Genomic DNA, 17,121 nt, shown 5'->3' with positions numbered 1-17,121 from the left:
ATTATTTACAAAAAAAGCCCGAGTAGGTTTGCAGCTGAGCCTACTCAATAAACTAAAAATAGCGAAATCGTTATTTTAAATTAAACAATAACTTAGTTTTAAAAAGATGGAGTAACAACAAATGAAAATCTCTCAATTGTTCTTGGGTCTCGTTGCTTGTTCAACTGCATTTGCTTATGCAGGAATTGATGGTATTTCGAGTAATGAAAGTAACATCAAAATCGGTGCTGCTGCCAATGCAAGCCATCCGGGTGGTGTAGCAGCGGTGTCGGTTCAAGCTGCCGGTGCACCATATAACGCTTTTACAGGTTTTAGTTCGTTAAAAGGTTTGGCTCAGGCTTTTGCTGCGCAGGGAACGAGTAATACCAATGTAACGGTTGGCAGCAAAACCTTTAATATTTCGCATATTCCAGTGTCTGCAATGCCACCTTCACACAGTGCATTAGGTAATTTTAACTTTGGTCAGGTGGGCACACAGGAAGTCTATTTTGGTGAATGGTGGAAAGCGGGCGACACGCCGGCAAGTGCGAGCCATACCGTTTACTACGCGGGTGATAACACCAATACCACGGTTCCAACCGCGGGTACTGCAACATATACCGTTGCAGGGATTAATGGTTCTGGAAGCAATCTGTTAAGCGGTACGTTCACCGCAAATTATGGCGCGGGCACACTTGAAGGAACACTTACCGGAACAGGTACGGCTGTTTCATCATTAAGCCTAGATGGTGTGGCATTTAACCCGGGTACTGCTGCGTTTGCAGGTTTGGCAACGGCTAACGGTACAGCTGGTGTCGACAACTCTGGTGTGGTGCAAGGTCAATTCTTTGGTGCAAATGCTTCGGCTTTAGCGGGTATTGCCCAGTTTGATAACGTGTCTTACAACACTGCTTTTGGCGGTGCTAAAAATTAATGAATGCAAAAGGAATCTACATACGTAGGTTCCTTTTGTTTTTTGGGCTTTTGCTTGGTTGCTTCAGGTTTATTGTTTTATGAAACGAACGCTTTTGTGCTGTCTGACATTGTTGAGTTGTCCATTTTTATATGCCGACGAAGACACACAGCTTCGTCTCAATCAAAGCTTGGACCAAACACTTTTACAAGAACAGCGCCAGTTTCATGAGCAGGGAACCATTCGTAGTACCGAGCAATTACCTAAACTTCAAATTAATGGACAAGAATATAGTGTTGAGCAAAACCCGAATGATCTTGCCAAGGCATTATATTTGGCTGTCATGCAAAAACAGTGGCTCAAAGCCACGGTTTATTTAGAACATTATAAAAAATATGTTGGCTACGATCGGGCTTTAACCGACTTTGCCGAAGGGGCAGTTGCACGTTCTCAGGGGCAACTGAAATTGGCTGAACAAAAATTTCAAAGCAGCCTAAAACAACAACCTCATAATTTAATTTGTGAACTTGAGTTAGCGCGCGTGCTGTTTGAACAACAGAAGAATAAGGAAGCAGCACGCCTTTTTATTTCCATTCAAGACCAACTGAAACAAAGTGATCCTGCTGTAATTCCGTCTGGAGTTTTAACAACAGTGAATACCTTTGTTCAAGCACTAAAAAAACGAGACTCTTGGCAAGGCTCGGTTTCAGCGGGTTATACCTATGTCAGTAATTTAAATAGTTCGTCTGAACAAAGCAAAACATGGACGCTTTATGGCAAAGATAGTAAAGGTAATATTATCCCAATTGAGCAAGTTACTCGTGGGACGCCTAAAGCTGAGTCGGCAATGGGTTTAGATTACGAAGCCAGTCTGATTAAACGCTATGCGATTAAGGGGCATCATGGCGTGGCTTTACGTGCGCTGGCGTTTGGACAGTCCTATAACGACCACGCGGCATTTAATGAATCTACCGTTAACATTAATGCAGGCTACAGCTACTTTGACTTAAAAAATCAAATTGGGGTGAGTCCGCTTTTTGAACATAAACGTTATGGCAATGATGGTCTTTACAATGCATGGGGTGCGCGTGCCGAGTGGATGCATTTTATCTCGGCAGATAAAGCCTTCAAGCTTGAGGCTGAGAGTAAAGATTTAAATTATCAGAAATATAAAACCCTAGATGGGGTAGAAAGCTCAGCTTTTGCTACTTTCTGGAAAATCCTCCCAAATCAGTGGACCGTTTTTAGTGGTTTAGATGTAGTTGACCATTCGACCCAAGAAAAATATATGGCTGCCTACCAACAGCAAGGTGTGCGTTTAGGCTTAAGTAAGTCTTGGCGTGCTGGTTTTAACACTACTTTATTGAGTTCTTATCGTTGGCGCCAGTTTGATAAATACGCAGAAACTTTCTTAGCTCGTCGTCATGATTTTGAACAGAACTATACTTTTGTTGTGCAAATGCCGCGCTTTGAGTTTTATGGGATGACGCCTAATTTAACCTATCGCTATAACCATAATAAAAGTAATGTCGATTGGCTGTATTCCTACGATAAACACAACATTAGCCTCAAGCTTGAGCATCGTTTTTAGGGAATCAGTCATGAAATCAAAATCTTTATTCCCTACACATAAGCCGATGTTTATGTTGCCTTTACCACAAGGGCCGAAGCACTTTTATAAGTGTTTAACCGTAGTCGTGGTGATTGGACTGCATGTGTTTGCTGTCTGGATGCTGAGTCATTTAATTGAACCTTATACTTTTCAAGCAACCCCCAAAGTAGATGCATTAAAAGTAAGTTTTGTGTCATTGGCGCCTGCTAAAAAGCCATCGCATGAAAAGACTGAAAGCCAACCTGAAAAAAGTGTAACGCCTCAATCTACGTTAAACAGTTCAGTTTCTTCAGTACCTGAAAAATCAAAAAACTCGCCTACAAATGTTCAAACATTAGCGTCAAAAACTGTCTCTAAAGAGGTCGTACAAAATAATTTAAATAACAAACAGCAAGCAGAACTCAAAACGACTTTAAATAATTTAGTTTCGTCTCAAGCAGTGCAGCCTACAGAAAGGCGAGCGGCTCATAACGATAAAAAACTGAGTTCGACAGACCTTGAACAAACGCAAACGGAGCATTTGCCACAAAACACCAATAGCGAAACCAAAAGTGGCGGCGTCAAAACACCAACAACGCAGCAAGAGTATTCCAAAGCACCGAGCACTCAAGTTGAACACGATGACGTTGTTCAGGTGAGTAGTGTGGATGTGCTGAGTTTTGGCGGGCTTGACTATGATGACCGCGAGTTAAAACAACAAAATCGTTTGGTTGAGCTTCGGATTCGCATTAATGAAAAAGGGCAGCCGATTGACATCCAATTACGTCAAAGCTCAGGCATTCAAAGCCTTGATGAACGGGTCATACAAGCTGCACGTAAATCCAGATTTAAACCCCACAAAATTAACGGTCGAGCCGTGACCATTGTTGTGGATTTTCCAGTCCAACTCAAACTCATTCGGGGCCGTTAACCGATGAGTGATATTCATTTTGCAGGAGAAAGATGATGAATTCATCTACAGAACAAATCATTAGCAACAGTTTGTCTTTACGTTTGAAACAAGAAACTGCTGCTGAACACGAACGTATGCATCAATTAATGTCAGAGGCAAAGGTATTTTCAAGTAAAGAAAAATACGCGCAATTTACGTTGTCTCAATATTACTTTCAGCGTGAAATTGAACATCTTTTTGAAAAAGAGGGTGTGGCAGGACTGATTCCAGACCTCGACATTCGTGGCCGCTCAAAACAAGCACTTGCCGATTTAAATGATTTGGGTATTCAACCCAACGGGCAGCAATTACAAAGTGAAAACGTACAGCTACCCGAAGCTTTAGGCTGGATTTATGTGTCTGAAGGTTCAACCTTAGGAGCTGCATTTTTATTTAAAGAAGCTCAAAAGCATTTGGGTTTTTCTGAAACGTTTGCTGCCCGTAATTTAGCGGCCTATCCCGAAGGGCGCGCTAAAGTCTGGAAACGTTTTGTACAAGCACTTGATGAAACAGGCTTTGACCAAACCCAGCAAGACCGAGTTGTTCAAGGGGCGTTAGATGCCTTTGGATATTTTGGTCAAGCGCTTGATCAGCTTGATGAATTGAAATAATAAAAAGTGGATAAAGGGAATACCCGATATGGACAAACTCAATCAAGTAAATATGATCGTAAAACATGAGCAGTCGTTAGCACCCGCTCAACCAGTCAGTAAGCTTGCCCGTTCTGTTTGGGCGCGTTGGGTGTTTATTGGTTTGGCTTGGTTGTGTATTGCGCTTGGCATATTGGGTATTTTTATTCCGGGTTTACCCACCGTTGATTTTATAATTTTGGCGGTTTTCTTTGCGGCTCGAGGCTCTGAAAAACTTCATCAATGGTTTCGAAATCATCGTTATATCGGACCACTCATTCGCGAGTGGCAAGAACATCGGCGTATTCCTAAAAAAGCAAAATACATCTCGACGTTGAGTATGAGTTTGGCTGCGGGACTGATGATTTGGACTATTCCACATCCGTGGTTTGTCTATCCGGCAATTTTATGTATGGCAGGGGTATTAGTGTGGATGTGGCTTAAAAAATAAAAGAATTATGATCTGCACTGTTGCATGGTACGACGCATGGTTTTTATAAAGTCACGCGGTACCTCAGGGCTTTGTAAACTTAAATTTCCAAGTTTATTCATAAATTTAGGGGAGTATTGACGTTCTAAACGATGATAAATGCATGTACAGCTTGCACGGCTATGACCAGCTGCAATACATTTCAAATAAAAATCACGATGAGGACTGTTTTTTTGACCCGCGAAGGCAACAGATACAAATAATAATCCCCCTAAAAAAACTGAAAAATTATAAAGTGACATATATCTACTCGTGATTGTTGTTATTGATTATCCATATTCTGGCATAAATTTTTCAGGTCCAAAACCAGTTGATTTCAACTAGCGGCTTCATCATAGTTAGAACAGTTTTGGAGGTCAAATTGATTTAAGGATGAGAACAGTTTAGTGTTTTAAAAATAGTCAATTTTGATTGTTGCCATTTTAAAGACAGTGTTACGACATTACGCACCCTATTTTTTTACATGATTTTTTGCTTTCATAAACGCTTTAGTATTATTCATTTTTAAATCATTTATATACAACTTAATTGCTTTAAAGTTTTAATTTAACAGGATATTTTATATGACAGATACCCCAATTAAAAAAGACACAGAAAGTACCTGGGCAATATGTCGAGATCCTGTTTTACTCACCATGGTGGGTGGAGCAATTGATACTATTGGCTTTATTGCGCTGTTTGGCTTTTTCACCGCGCATGTGACGGGAAACTTAGTGTTGGCAGGGGCAGCATGGGTTAAAGGTGGCTCGGGGTTATGGATCAAGCTCGCAGCAATTCCATTATTTATTTTGACCGTTGTTATTACCAAACTGTTGATTGACCGCAGTCAGGTCAAGCACAAAACGTTGTCTTATTTATTTTTATTTGAAGCTATTTTTCTATGTGCCTTTATGGTGGCAGGGCTTTACTTCGAGCCATTTAAAGATCCGGATGCACTAACAGTTGCGGTAACAGGGGGACTGGGCTTAATTGCTTTGGCTATTCGTAATACTTCAAGCAAAACCCTTATTAAAAATATTAGCCCAAGCACCATGATGACAGGCAACACTACCCAACTTGGGATTGATATTGCCAACTTACTTAAAAACAATAATGCAGCCAATCGGGCAAGTTTTCTAAAAAGTGCCAGTATTGTAATTGGTTTTGTGATTGGTGCTTTCTTGGGAGCGATCCTCTATGTCTATTTTGATTTCTGGAGTGTAGCGCCGTTTATCTTACCAATTTTGTATTTCTCTTATTTAGCTTCACAGCAAAAGTTCAACCAAGCTTGATTTGAAAAAATAACAAAAAAGCCTGAATTAAAATGAGTTCAGGCTTTTTTTTGTAATAAAGGAAGACGGAAGCGGAGTCGAAATTGTTCGTTCACTGCTTTACAGGCATAATGACCAGATGGGGAATACATTCGATTAAGGAAGGCAGAATGACAAAGTCTTACCATTATTCAATCATAACAATAATGGCTTTGCTCAGTGGCTGTCAGGTCATTCATTTAAAAGAAAGTAATTTAAGCAATGCTTTAAAAAGTAAGAATGAAAGTATTTTGACCGACGGTACCTTAAGTCATCAAACCCAAAACTTATTGTATTTGGTCAAAGAAGATGAAAAAACTTGCCTACAAAATTTTGATGATTGTTTAAATAAGGTTCAGAGCCTGTCCGAAAATAGCAGCCGAGAAGAACGCTATGCTGCGCTGAGTGAAATTTACTTGGCAAAAGCTTTAGATGTCGGGCGTAGTAGCCAGTGTAATGTCATTAATAAAAGTAACAGTTGCGTTGAGCAAGAGTTAGCGCTGTTCGATAAAAGCTTACGCTATAGTTATGTCTATTTATTTGACTCTGAAGAGTCGCCTTTCGATCGGGTGTTTGACCATCGCCAAAATCAGGTACGTATTTTTTATAACGTCGCCTTATCAAAGCTCATGACCACGTATTTTAATCATTTAAATACGCATCGCTTTCCACCATTGCTGAAAGCAGATGGGCATAAGTACCACGTCAATTTTGACCACGCGTTAGATGTACAAAAAATTGAAGTCGATACTTTTCGCTCAAGCTATAACATGAACTTTTCCGGTTTTAATACCGTTAACCGTAAGGATGGTTTGGGGGCAGAATTTATTGTTGGGCGTAAAGAAAATGATGTAAATCACGGCTTCATTTTAGACCCAGATAATTTTTATGCTCACCAAGCCAACCCTAATATTCATTTACCACGCTTCTTTCCAGCTACTGCCATTGCATATCCAAAACAAAAAGCCACAGCCGATCAGGTCATTGCTGGGGCAGAGTTAGAAATTTCAATGTTCGATCCATATCGACAAGATCGTGTAAAAATTGAAGGTGTGGACTATCCACTGACTGCAAACTATTCGGCACCTTATGGGCTGTGGCTATCGAAATATAATTTAGGCGCAGCAGGTTATTGGTCTTTAATTAATAAAGAAGCCAATTTAATCATGCCGCATTTATATATGCTGGAACCTTTTAACCCGAATAAGAAAATTATTGTGTTTATTCATGGTTTAGCAAGTAGCCCAGAGGCGTGGGTGAGCCTAACCAATGACATTATGGGCGATGCCGAATTAAGGAAAAATTATCAAGTTTGGCAGGTGTTTTATTCAACCAATATGCCGATTTTTGAAAGTCGTTTTCAGATTTATTCATTGTTGAATCAGGCTTTTCAAAACATTGCCAAAGACAGTTATGCTGCACACGATGCAGTGTTAGTTGGGCACAGTATGGGCGGCGTGATTAGCCGTTTACTGGTGAGCAATGCCGATGTTTCAGAGCAAGCCATGCAAAAAATGAATGAAGCACAGCTAAACCGTTTAAAAGAAAATCCGGTAATTCAAGAGCGTTTTCAGTTCAAGGCTTTGCCATATTTTAATCGAGTTGTTTTTGTTTCAGCACCGCATCATGGTACTGACTACGCTGACCGATGGTTTACCCAAATTGCCCGCCGTATCATTCGTTTGCCAGCTGATTTTTTTATTGCAGTTGAAATGAGAGATGAGAAAAATACAAAACTCAGAAAAGGCTTAATTGAAAATGGGGCGAGTAATTTAAGTCGCTCTTCTAACTTTATGCAGTTGACTCAAGCTATTCAACCATCGCCACAAGTGGTCTATCACTCGATTATGGGTAATATTAATGGGACAACTGATAAGTTAAAAAGCAGTGATGGGATTGTACCGTATCAAAGTTCGCATTTGGGTGGGGAGCAGTCGGAGTTGATCATTAAAGGTGGCCATTCGATTCAAACTAGCCCTGAGGCAATTTTAGAATTACGCCGTATTTTACGATTGCATTTAAAGCAGTCGCAGCCTTCAAAGTAGAGAGTTTTATTCTTAGAAAACCACTGCTGAACTGGGTCAACAGTGGTTGAAATAATTAATTTAGCTGATTTTGTTTGAGCGATTTTTTATGCTCAAAGTAGCTGATTGAAAAAATAACCAAGCCGACCAAATACAACACACCAGACAAGAGTAGTAAGTCTAGTCCTGCGGCATAGAGCAACCAAAGCGCATAGATTGAAGCAACGCTTGCAATCGCAATGTGAGGCGTGCGTTTATGGCGAATAGATTCTTTAAGGTAAAAAGCCGACACCAGAAAATAAGGCAGCAAAATCATGACCGATGAAATCAATAAAAGCTGAGTGTAGTTTTTATTGAAAAAATACACGGCAATTAAAGAGCCTTGTACCACAAGCGTCGTCAGCCAAAGTGATGAGATTGGTACATTATTTTGATTATTCTTTAAAAATAATTTCGGGAAAGCACCATTTTTTGCAGCCAGAAATGGAATTTCAGTGGCAAATAAAGTCCAACTTAAATAAGAGGATGCAACCGAAATAATCAGCCCGATGGTAATAATGATGGTACCCGGCAAGCCGATCAGTTGCTGCAAAATCGTCGCCATTGATGGGTTGTGCATGCCAGCAAGCGCTTCACGACTCGCCACACCATAAGCTAATACTGTCACCATCACGTAAAAACTTAATGCCAGCAAAACACCTAAAATAGTTGCTTTACCAATATCATGACGTTTTTTTGCACGTGATGATAAAACTACAGCACCTTCAATACCGGTAAATACCCAAAGGGTAATGAGCATTAGGTCTTTCACTTGCTGCCAAAGTGGAACTTGCAAAGAAAAGTCATTTAAGTTGAGTTTGAACAAATCAAACTTAAAGGCAATGAAGGTAAAGAAGATGAAAACTACCATTGGAATAATTTTGGCAATGGTCGCCAGTAAATTCACAATCGCAGCTTCTTTAATGCCTCGACTTACTAACCAGTGCACCAGCCATACAAAAATGCTTGAGCCAATCAGAGAGTAGAGTGTATTACCTTCACCAAAAATAATATGGTCTTTGCTATCGGTAAACATGCCGACGCCTGAAAAGGCAATCACCACATAACCGACAATACCAATGGTAGTACATAACCAATAGCCCCACGCTGAGCAAAACCCGATCAGGTCTCCAAAGCCTTCTCGCGCATAGTTATAAATACCGCCGTCAAGGTCTGGTCGTTGACGCGTTAAATGCAACAATGAGAGGGCCAAGAAAATAATACCGACCCCAGTAATGAGCCATGCAACTAGAAGGGCAGAACCATTGGCAACTTGAGCCATATTTTGGGGGAGGCTAAAGACGCCTGACCCCACCATAGAACTAAAGACCAGCGCTGTAAGAGACAATAATCCGATTTTGGCAGCAGACATGGTATTTATTCTTTAAAAAATTGTGAAAGTTCAGCAATGTGTTCTGGCCCGATACCACAGCAACCGCCGACTAAACTTGCACCTGCTTGCTGCCATTGCTTGGCAAACCCAAGATAAGCTGGAGCGTCTAAGTCTTTACGAATTTCATCCAGACCATCGTTGGCAGTAGCGCTTTCATCTTGCGGTGGGAAAGCATTGGCATAAGCACCAATTTGCACCGACTCTGGAATGAGTCCTTTAATTTCATTAATCGCTTGCAAGATCACTTCAGGTTGGCAGCAGTTAAACAACACTGCTTTGGCATTGGATTGTTTGATGAAATCAGCCACTTGTTGCATATTTTCACCAGAACGAAGGAGTGCTTGTTCTTGTTTAATCTCATCTTGCAGCGTAAATGACACCCAATAGTCCTTACCATCTTGTGGTAATAGCGCATGTACCGTTTCAACTTCTTTTAAGCACGATTGGGTTTCAGCGAGCCAGAAATCTACTTCTGGTGCCAATGTGTTAATGATCGGCTCAGCAAGGCTTTTAGCTTGTTCAGGTTGGAACAGGTCAGCACGATAAGAACCAAATAACGGTGGTAAGCAGCCTGCGATTTTGACATTTTTGCCGCTTTCTTTAACTGCATTTTTTGCCTGTTCAATTGCAACTTTAATTAAACGCACACCGTCAGTTTCAAAGCGTTCTTGACCAATATGAAACGGCACAACAGCATAGTTGTTAGTCGTAATAACTTCTGAACCAGCGTTAATAAAATCAAGATGTACTTCTTTTACTGTTTCTGGTGCTTCAATGAGCGCGAGAGCAGACCACTCTGGTTGACGAAACGGAGCGCCACGACGGGCCAATTCACGGCCTAAACCGCCATCTAAAATCTTCATAAATTACAACATAAAGGGAGAAAAAATATTTGAGTTAATCTAGCGTGTAGATGGATTGTGTTCAATCGCGAATATGCTCGATATATTTCTAAATAAATTAGATTGTTATGAATATTTTTTCTTAAGAGGATTTCTGTAGACGATGTTCAGTTTTACTGATGAACTTCACGTGAAAAAGATGAGGTATTTATTTGAACACATTGAATAAAAAATGATCTTATAACGCGCCAAATTGCTGCCAACTTTCACCAGTATGCTGCGTTTTATAATACGCTTTAAGTTGTTCAAGTTGCATAAAATGTATGCCTGACCAAATCAATAAACTAATGAATAATAAAACCTTAGATAAGCTGCGAACTTTTTCTAGTCGAGCAAAAGCTAACAGTACAAAAAATAAGGTAGGTAAAAATATAAAGAATTGAACAGGGGAGAAAAATAAATGAGCAGTACTAAAATATAACGCCGCTGCACTGATGAGCAGATTTAAAACAGAACATAGCTTTTGATATTTACCGAGCTTAAATGCATACGCGGTGATGGCAAGTAGTACGGCTGAGCTGATGTAAATTGCTGTACCACCAATCATCCATATATAAAAACCGCTTACCAAAAGATAAGCCAGCAGTAAAACAAGCACGAGCTTAAAACCAAATGATAAGAGGTGAGAAGATGAGTTTAAATGGGTCATAGCGAATCTAAATATCTCAGCTGAGGTCTTAAAAAACAAAAGGACGAATCGAAATTCATCCTTTTGGAATTTTATTTATACATCGTCAAACTTAGTTTGCTTTTGCAACTGGGGCAGCAGCAGTTTCATCGTTTGCAGCTTTGAACGGAGATGTATAGTTCAAGCCAAGCGTAGAACTTGTGTACTGGCGAACTTTATCGAGTAACACAGGATCTTTGCTTAAGTCTTGTTTATAAGACACTACAATTTCATGAAGCTTCTGGTTCCACTTACCTTCAGTTTGCTGAGGGAAAGCTTTTTCAAGCAAGTTAAGCATGATGTATGGAGAAGTCGAAGCACCCGGAGACGCACCTAACAATGCAGTTACAGCACCATCTTTAGACGCAAAGATTTCTGTACCGAATTGAAGTGTTGCAGGTTTACCTGGTTCTTTCTTGATGATCTGAACACGTTGACCACCTTGGCTTAAACGCCAGTCTTCAGCTTTTGCATCTGGGTAGTACTTACGAAGTTCATTGAGACGATCTTCATCTGACATCATGACTTGGCTTACCAAGTATTTAACAAGATCAAGGTTTTCCAAGCCAACAGTGGTCATTGGTAAAACGTTGTTTTTGTTTGTTGATGCAAGTAAATCAAGCTGAGAACCATTTTTCAGGAACTTATTTGAATACGTTGCAAATGGTCCAAACAATACATATTTTTTACCGTCGATATAACGTGTATCAATATGTGGTACAGACATTGGAGGCGCACCAAGTTCAGCACGGCCATATACTTTTGCTGTGTGTTCAGCAGTAATTTTTGGGTTGTCAGTAATTAAGAACTCACCACCAACAGGGAAGCCAGCATATTGTTTAGCTTCTGGTAAACCAGTAAGTTGCAATAATTTAACTGCTGCACCACCTGCACCGATAAATACAAAACGTGTTTTAACGTGATCTACTTTACCAGTTTTCAAATTTTTGAAAGACACAGTCCAAGTTTTGTCATCATTTTGGCTGATGCCAGTCACTTCAGTTGATGTCTGTAATTTGAAATTCGGGTTTTGATTTAAATGACCCACTAATTGTTTAGTGATTGAACCATAGTTTACGTCAGAGCCAACATCCATACGGGTCGCGGCAACTTTTTGACTTGGATCACGGTCATTCATGACTAAAGGTGCCCATTGTTTAATAACAGCAGGGTCTTCAGTAAATTTCATACCTTTGAACAACGGGCTTTGAATCATGGCAGCATAACGTTTTTCTAAGAATTGAACGTTATCGCCCCAAACGAAAGCAATATGCGGAACTGGATTAATGAATGATTTTGGTTCAGCTAAAACGCCTTGTTTTACCTGATATGACCAGAACTGTTTAGCAACTTCAAATTGAGAAGCAACTTTTTCAGCTTTGGCAATTTCCATTTTACCGTTTTTCTCTTCGGTATAGTTCATTTCCATAAAGCCAGAGTGGCCTGTTCCGGCATTGTTAAAGCCGTTTGAACTTTCTTGAGCAACTTGATCAAGACGCTCAAACATACGAATTTGCCAGTTTGGTTCAAGCTCAGTTAAATAAGTACCAAGAGTGGCACTCATGATGCCGCCGCCAACAAGAACAGCATCAACTACTGGCTCATCTTTTGCAGTTTCAACTTGTTTTGACGTTGTAGGTCTAAACAAGAACGCAATACCTGCAATTAAAATAAGAATGATTAATACCAGAAGGTATTTCAAAAACTTTTTCATGTAAGGGGGACCTTAAAATAAGTTATTTGAGTCACTTAAGGTGTGAGGAAACCTAGACAGCGTATCCAGACAAAAAGGATATAAATGCGAAAGTAAACTCTCTAAAACAGAGAGTCTTGAAAAAAATAAAAATTACTTGGGATTATCGCAAACACTCTATATTTTAGACTAATTTTGCATTGACAAGACAATTTTTATAATAAATGAGGTTCATCAAAATCATAAATATGATTTATATTTAACCAAATTTAGCTTTGATAAGACAATTTAAGTCGATTGATATTATATAAATATTTGAAATTTAAATAATAATTTTGATTTGATTAAAGTTAAATCAATTGAAGAATATTTGCCTATAAAAATCGATTAATTTTTATTTCATACCATATTTATGTAAATAAGCTCTTCGCAGGCGCTTATTTTCTGTCATACATCGTTCTTATTAATATTGATTCTATAAAGATTAAATTAAGGGCATATCTCTGCATAAGAAATATACCCTTTCAGATTTTATGATGCTACATAGAACGGTGCAGTTGAACGTGGTAATGCTTCACGTCCACGAATTTGGTCTGCAATTTTCTCGGCAATCATGATGGTGGTTGCATTTAAGTTGCCGGTAATAATCAGCGGCATAATTGAGGCATCAACTACACGCAAACCCTTCATACCGTGTACACGACCTTGACCATCTACAACAGCCATTTCATCTTCACCCATCTTGCAGCTACAAGACGGATGGTAAGCTGTTTCTGCATGGTTACGAACAAAGTCGTCAAGCTCTGCATCTGTTTGCAAATGTTTGCCCGGACTAATCTCATCACCACGATATGGATCAAGCGCAGGTTGCTGCATGATTTCACGAGTAATACGAATTGCATCGCGGAACTCGCGCCAGTCTTGTTCAGTCGACATGTAGTTAAACAAGATACTTGGATGCTCAAATGGATCTTTCGATTTAAGTTTGATACGACCGCGTGAAGGCGAACGCATTGAACCAACGTGGGCTTGGAAGCCGTGTTCTTTCACTGCATTACTACCGTTGTAATTAATAGCAACCGGCAAGAAATGGTATTGGATGTTTGGCCACGTAAACTCATCCGAACTACGGATAAATCCGCCTGCTTCAAACTGGTTACTTGCACCAATGCCTGTACCGTTAAATAACCACTCGGCACCAATTGCAGGTTGGTTATACCATTTCAAGGCAGGGTATAAAGAAACAGGTTGCTTACATTTATATTGTAAGTACATTTCTAGATGGTCTTGCAGGTTTTCACCTACACCCGGCAAATCATGAACCACATCAATGTCCATTGATTTTAAGAAGGTACTTTGACCCACACCCGAGCGCTGTAAAATTTGTGGTGACGCAATTGCACCTGCGCAAAGTAATACTTCGCGTTTAACCAATGCGCGTTGTAAGTTGTTTTGATCAGCACCAATAATGTATTCAACACCAATCGCTTGCTTTTGATTAAACAAGATTTTATTGGTTGTAGCATGGGTCAAGATAGTGAGGTTTGGACGACCTTTTGCCATATCTAAATAACCGCGTGCAGTGCTTGAGCGACGACCTTTAGGGGTTACCGTACGGTCCATTGGACCAAAGCCCTCTTGTTGGTAACCGTTTAAGTCATCAGTACGCGGGTAACCTGCCTGTACACCTGCTTCAACCATGGCATGGAACAGTACATTGTTGCCATTTTTAGGTGTAGCAACGGATACTGGACCGCTATCACCATGATAGTCGTTGCCACCAATATCACGAGTTTCGGCTTTTTTATAGTAAGGTAAACAGTCAGCATAAGACCAGTTTTCAAGGCCTTTATGAGTTGACCATTGCTCTAAATCCATTGCGTTACCGCGGATATAGCACATGCCGTTAATTAAAGATGAACCACCTAAACCTTTACCACGACCACACTCCATACGACGGTTGTTCATGTGTGGCTCTGGGTCAGTTAGATAAGCCCAGTTATAGCGACGACCTTGAAGAGGGTAGGCCAAAGCTGCCGGCATTTGTGTACGGAAATCCAAGCGATAATCTGGTCCACCTGCTTCTAGCAGTAAAACGGTGGTATCTTTGTCTTCAGTAAGACGCGCAGCGAGTACATTTCCGGCAGATCCTGCGCCAATAATAATGTAATCATATTCTTTAATATTCATAACTATCCTTTTTTTACTAACAGTTTGCCTGAGCAATCTATAAAGACTGCTCGGCATATGTGATTTAGGTTGAAGGTTTTAGAGCGATTGAGGCATTAAAAAATGCTTTGATAATCGCCAAGTTCAACTTGAATAGATTTGATACGGGTATAGTGCCCAAGCGTGGTTAAGCCATTTTCGCGGCCCACACCAGATTGCTTGTAGCCACCGACTGGCATTTCGGCAGGTGATTCACCCCAAGTGTTAATCCAGCAAATACCAGCTTCAATTTGGTGAATAATGCGATGAGCGCGGCTAATATCTTGAGTGACCACACCGGCAGCAAGACCAAAGGTCGTGTCGTTGGCACGTTGAATCACTTCTTCTTCGGTTTCATAGCTTAAGATGCTCATGACAGGTCCAAAAATTTCTTCTTGAACAATCGCCATCTGGTCAGTGCAGTCGCTAAATACAGTCGGTAGTACATAAGCGCCTTTGGCAAGTTCGCCTTCTGTTGCGCGGCCACCGCCAATTAACACTTTAGCGCCTTGTTGTTTGCCTGACTCAATGAAAGACAACACTTTTTCCATATGAGGGAAGCTAGTGAGCGGTCCGAAGTTTGTATCTTCAGCCATTGGATCGCCAATGCGAATACGTTTTACACGTTCTACAACCGCTTTTTCAAAGTCGGCTAGAAGTGATTTTGGAACAAATACGCGTGTACCGTTGGTACATACCTGACCTGAGCTAAAGAAGTTTGCCATGACTGCAATATCTGCTGCGCGGTTAAGATCAGCATCTTCACAAATAATGAGTGGTGATTTACCACCGAGTTCCATAGTCACTTCTTTAAGCGTAGAACCAGCGGCACTTGCCATGACTTTTTTGCCAGTTTCCACACCACCAGTGAATGAGATTTTTTCAATCACGGGATGTTCAGTGAGCCATTGACCAATTTCACGGCCAGCGCCTTGAACCACGTTAAATACGCCGTCTGGTACGCCAGCTTCTGTATAGATTTCTGCAAGTTTAAATGCAGTGAGTGGAGTGGTTTCGCTTGGCTTGAAAATCATGGCGTTACCCGCAGCAAGGGCAGGGGCAGATTTCCATAAAGCGATTTGAATTGGATAGTTCCAAGCACCAATACCAGCAACTACGCCTAAAGGTTCACGGCGTGTATAAAAGAAACTTGATTCGCGGAGCGGAACTTGTTCACCTTGAATGGCTGTTGCAAGTCCTGCGTAGTATTCGAGTACATCTGCGCCAGTCACAATATCGACTGTAGATGTTTCGCTAAAAGCTTTACCTGTGTCGAGTGTTTCAAGACGGGCAAGCTCATCATTTCGTTCACGAAGAATGTCGACAGCACGACGTAAAATACGTGAACGTTCCATGGCAGTCATGGCAGCCCAGATTTTTTGTCCTTGTTGGGCACTTTGTACAGCAGCTTCAATATCTTGTTCAGAAGCTTGTTGAAGAGTCGCGATTGTCTCGCCGTTGGCAGGGTTAATACTATTAAATGTTTTACCACTGGTTGCTTTAACGTAGCGTCCATGGATATACAATTGATGAACTTGTACATCACTCATTTTGTCTCTCCTGCAAAGGCTTGTTCGCAAATTGCAATTGCGTTTGTACATAATCGTAAGCAATGGAACGAGCAAGGTTGCTGTCAAATTCGTTATGACGGCTTAAACTGCCTCGTAACCATAATCCATCAATCAATGCTGCCAAACCTCTAGCGGCAACACTGGCCTGTTGTTCATCCATTAACTTAAGAAAATAAAACTTTAAGTTGGAGTACAGGCGTTGATCATTAATCTTTTGCAAGCGGCTTAAGTCTGGTACATGCATACTTGCTGACCAAAAGTCCAACCAGACCCGCATTGCTTTTTCATTGACCTGACTAATGTCAAAGTTAGAGTCGATAATGGCCTTAATTTGGCTCTCTGGATGCGAATCTGCTTCTGCTCTGTACTGTTCGGTTTTACGACGCAGAACATTTAACATTTCTTGCATACAGGTATTTATCAACCCCTGTTTGTCGCCAAAGTAATGGCTGACAATGCCGGTCGACAGCTCGGCTTTTTTTGCAATTTGTGCAATGGTGGTATTGGATAACCCCACTTCATAAATTACGTCGAGTGCAGCGTTCATGATTTCTTCACGTCGCACATGTTCTGGTTTTACTCTGCGTTTTGTCATGGTTGTCCACATCAGCACTTTTAGTGGTGCTTAAAATTCAACATGTTAACTTGCAGAGCATCATAGCACTTTTTTATCATACTTGTTATTGATTGAACGTTCAATCAATAACAAGTATGATATGTAAAAATCAATGAATTTTTGAACAAGCTTCTAAAAATAAAGAGGTGAAATCAAAGGTTCTTA

15 protein-coding genes are annotated in these 17,121 nt (G+C 40.5%); 7 read left to right on the top strand and 8 right to left on the bottom strand.

The genetic code is table 11. The annotated features are described in order from the left end of the window. The first annotated feature begins 121 nt into the window (after positions 1 to 121). The 5 genes from AAC388_RS13780 (at position 122) to AAC388_RS13760 (ending at position 4,515) form a co-directional block, all read left to right on the top strand. A complete protein-coding gene (locus AAC388_RS13780; RefSeq protein ID WP_002041986.1) occupies positions 122 to 913 on the top strand; it encodes a Slam-dependent surface lipoprotein in 792 nt (263 codons plus the stop codon). 103 nt (positions 914 to 1,016) lie between these two features. Then, positions 1,017 to 2,483: a porin family protein gene (locus AAC388_RS13775; protein WP_342371583.1), complete on the top strand. Its 1,467-nt coding sequence runs from the start codon at positions 1,017 to 1,019 to the stop codon at positions 2,481 to 2,483. A gap of 10 nt (positions 2,484 to 2,493) precedes the next feature. Beyond that, positions 2,494 to 3,414 (top strand): energy transducer TonB, encoded by a 921-nt coding sequence (locus AAC388_RS13770; RefSeq protein WP_342370812.1) that lies wholly within the window; start codon positions 2,494 to 2,496, stop codon positions 3,412 to 3,414. Between the two features lie 32 nt (positions 3,415 to 3,446). After that, positions 3,447 to 4,046, top strand: coding sequence for a biliverdin-producing heme oxygenase (locus AAC388_RS13765; RefSeq protein WP_081175011.1), 600 nt, complete (start codon positions 3,447 to 3,449; stop codon positions 4,044 to 4,046). A 28-nt stretch (positions 4,047 to 4,074) separates the two neighbouring features. Further along, positions 4,075 to 4,515: a YbaN family protein gene (locus tag AAC388_RS13760; RefSeq protein WP_342370811.1), complete on the top strand. Its 441-nt coding sequence runs from the start codon at positions 4,075 to 4,077 to the stop codon at positions 4,513 to 4,515. A 5-nt stretch (positions 4,516 to 4,520) separates the two neighbouring features. Here the strand turns inward: AAC388_RS13760 and AAC388_RS13755 are convergent, their stop codons facing one another. Further along, entirely contained in the window at positions 4,521 to 4,796 is a 276-nt protein-coding gene (locus tag AAC388_RS13755) for a hypothetical protein (RefSeq protein ID WP_086264849.1), read from the bottom strand. A 321-nt stretch (positions 4,797 to 5,117) separates the two neighbouring features. Between AAC388_RS13755 and AAC388_RS13750 the strand changes: the two genes are divergently transcribed. Next, the gene (locus AAC388_RS13750; RefSeq protein WP_014206013.1) at positions 5,118 to 5,825 is read left to right on the top strand and encodes a YoaK family protein; all 708 of its coding nucleotides are present in this window, start codon (positions 5,118 to 5,120) and stop codon (positions 5,823 to 5,825) included. Between the two features lie 149 nt (positions 5,826 to 5,974). After that, positions 5,975 to 7,888, top strand: a complete 1,914-nt coding sequence (locus AAC388_RS13745; protein ID WP_342370810.1) for an alpha/beta fold hydrolase — start codon at positions 5,975 to 5,977, stop codon at positions 7,886 to 7,888. 55 nt (positions 7,889 to 7,943) lie between these two features. Here AAC388_RS13745 and AAC388_RS13740 read toward each other — a convergent pair whose 3' ends face one another. The 7 genes from AAC388_RS13740 to betI form a co-directional block, all read right to left on the bottom strand. Continuing rightward, on the bottom strand, positions 7,944 to 9,278 hold the full coding sequence (locus tag AAC388_RS13740) for a basic amino acid/polyamine antiporter (protein ID WP_342370809.1): 1,335 nt from the start codon (positions 9,276 to 9,278) through the stop codon (positions 7,944 to 7,946). Positions 9,279 to 9,283: 5 nt separating this feature from the next. Then, positions 9,284 to 10,162: a homocysteine S-methyltransferase family protein gene (locus AAC388_RS13735; protein WP_014206015.1), complete on the bottom strand. Its 879-nt coding sequence runs from the start codon at positions 10,160 to 10,162 to the stop codon at positions 9,284 to 9,286. Positions 10,163 to 10,379: 217 nt separating this feature from the next. Beyond that, positions 10,380 to 10,850: a hypothetical protein gene (locus AAC388_RS13730; RefSeq protein WP_342370808.1), complete on the bottom strand. Its 471-nt coding sequence runs from the start codon at positions 10,848 to 10,850 to the stop codon at positions 10,380 to 10,382. Between the two features lie 91 nt (positions 10,851 to 10,941). Further along, on the bottom strand, positions 10,942 to 12,582 hold the full coding sequence (gene mqo, locus AAC388_RS13725) for a malate dehydrogenase (quinone) (RefSeq protein ID WP_068930621.1): 1,641 nt from the start codon (positions 12,580 to 12,582) through the stop codon (positions 10,942 to 10,944). A gap of 510 nt (positions 12,583 to 13,092) precedes the next feature. Then, complete coding sequence (gene betA / locus AAC388_RS13720; RefSeq protein ID WP_057062629.1) at positions 13,093 to 14,751, bottom strand: choline dehydrogenase; 1,659 nt, start codon at positions 14,749 to 14,751, stop codon at positions 13,093 to 13,095. A gap of 95 nt (positions 14,752 to 14,846) precedes the next feature. Beyond that, the gene (gene betB / locus AAC388_RS13715; RefSeq protein ID WP_075382446.1) at positions 14,847 to 16,319 is read right to left on the bottom strand and encodes a betaine-aldehyde dehydrogenase; all 1,473 of its coding nucleotides are present in this window, start codon (positions 16,317 to 16,319) and stop codon (positions 14,847 to 14,849) included. Beyond that, positions 16,312 to 16,935 carry a transcriptional regulator BetI gene (gene betI / locus AAC388_RS13710; protein ID WP_005070763.1) on the bottom strand — a complete coding sequence of 208 codons (624 nt, stop codon included), beginning with the start codon at positions 16,933 to 16,935 and terminating at the stop codon, positions 16,312 to 16,314. Before betI ends, betB begins: the two co-directional genes overlap by 8 nt. Positions 16,936 to 17,121 lie beyond the last annotated feature (186 nt).

The organism is Acinetobacter sp. D009, assembly GCF_038562025.1.
GTDB classification, from domain to species: domain Bacteria; phylum Pseudomonadota; class Gammaproteobacteria; order Pseudomonadales; family Moraxellaceae; genus Acinetobacter; species Acinetobacter pittii.
The sequence above is the reverse complement of the archived record's forward strand: the minus strand, read 5'-3'. Positions and strand labels throughout refer to the sequence as shown.

Excerpts from the sequence above, each read along its gene's own strand:
- AAC388_RS13730 (WP_342370808.1), bottom strand. The coding sequence starts at position 10,850 with ATGACCCATTTAAACTCATCTTCTCACCTCTTATCATTTGGTTTTAAG.
- AAC388_RS13780 (WP_002041986.1), top strand. The coding sequence starts at position 122 with ATGAAAATCTCTCAATTGTTCTTGGGTCTCGTTGCTTGTTCAACTGCA.
- betI (WP_005070763.1), bottom strand. The coding sequence starts at position 16,935 with ATGACAAAACGCAGAGTAAAACCAGAACATGTGCGACGTGAAGAAATC.
- AAC388_RS13765 (WP_081175011.1), top strand. The coding sequence starts at position 3,447 with ATGATGAATTCATCTACAGAACAAATCATTAGCAACAGTTTGTCTTTA.
- betA (WP_057062629.1), bottom strand. The coding sequence starts at position 14,751 with ATGAATATTAAAGAATATGATTACATTATTATTGGCGCAGGATCTGCC.
- AAC388_RS13755 (WP_086264849.1), bottom strand. The coding sequence starts at position 4,796 with ATGTCACTTTATAATTTTTCAGTTTTTTTAGGGGGATTATTATTTGTA.
- AAC388_RS13770 (WP_342370812.1), top strand. The coding sequence starts at position 2,494 with ATGAAATCAAAATCTTTATTCCCTACACATAAGCCGATGTTTATGTTG.
- betB (WP_075382446.1), bottom strand. The coding sequence starts at position 16,319 with ATGAGTGATGTACAAGTTCATCAATTGTATATCCATGGACGCTACGTT.
- AAC388_RS13750 (WP_014206013.1), top strand. The coding sequence starts at position 5,118 with ATGACAGATACCCCAATTAAAAAAGACACAGAAAGTACCTGGGCAATA.
- AAC388_RS13745 (WP_342370810.1), top strand. The coding sequence starts at position 5,975 with ATGACAAAGTCTTACCATTATTCAATCATAACAATAATGGCTTTGCTC.
- AAC388_RS13760 (WP_342370811.1), top strand. The coding sequence starts at position 4,075 with ATGGACAAACTCAATCAAGTAAATATGATCGTAAAACATGAGCAGTCG.
- AAC388_RS13740 (WP_342370809.1), bottom strand. The coding sequence starts at position 9,278 with ATGTCTGCTGCCAAAATCGGATTATTGTCTCTTACAGCGCTGGTCTTT.
- AAC388_RS13735 (WP_014206015.1), bottom strand. The coding sequence starts at position 10,162 with ATGAAGATTTTAGATGGCGGTTTAGGCCGTGAATTGGCCCGTCGTGGC.
- mqo (WP_068930621.1), bottom strand. The coding sequence starts at position 12,582 with ATGAAAAAGTTTTTGAAATACCTTCTGGTATTAATCATTCTTATTTTA.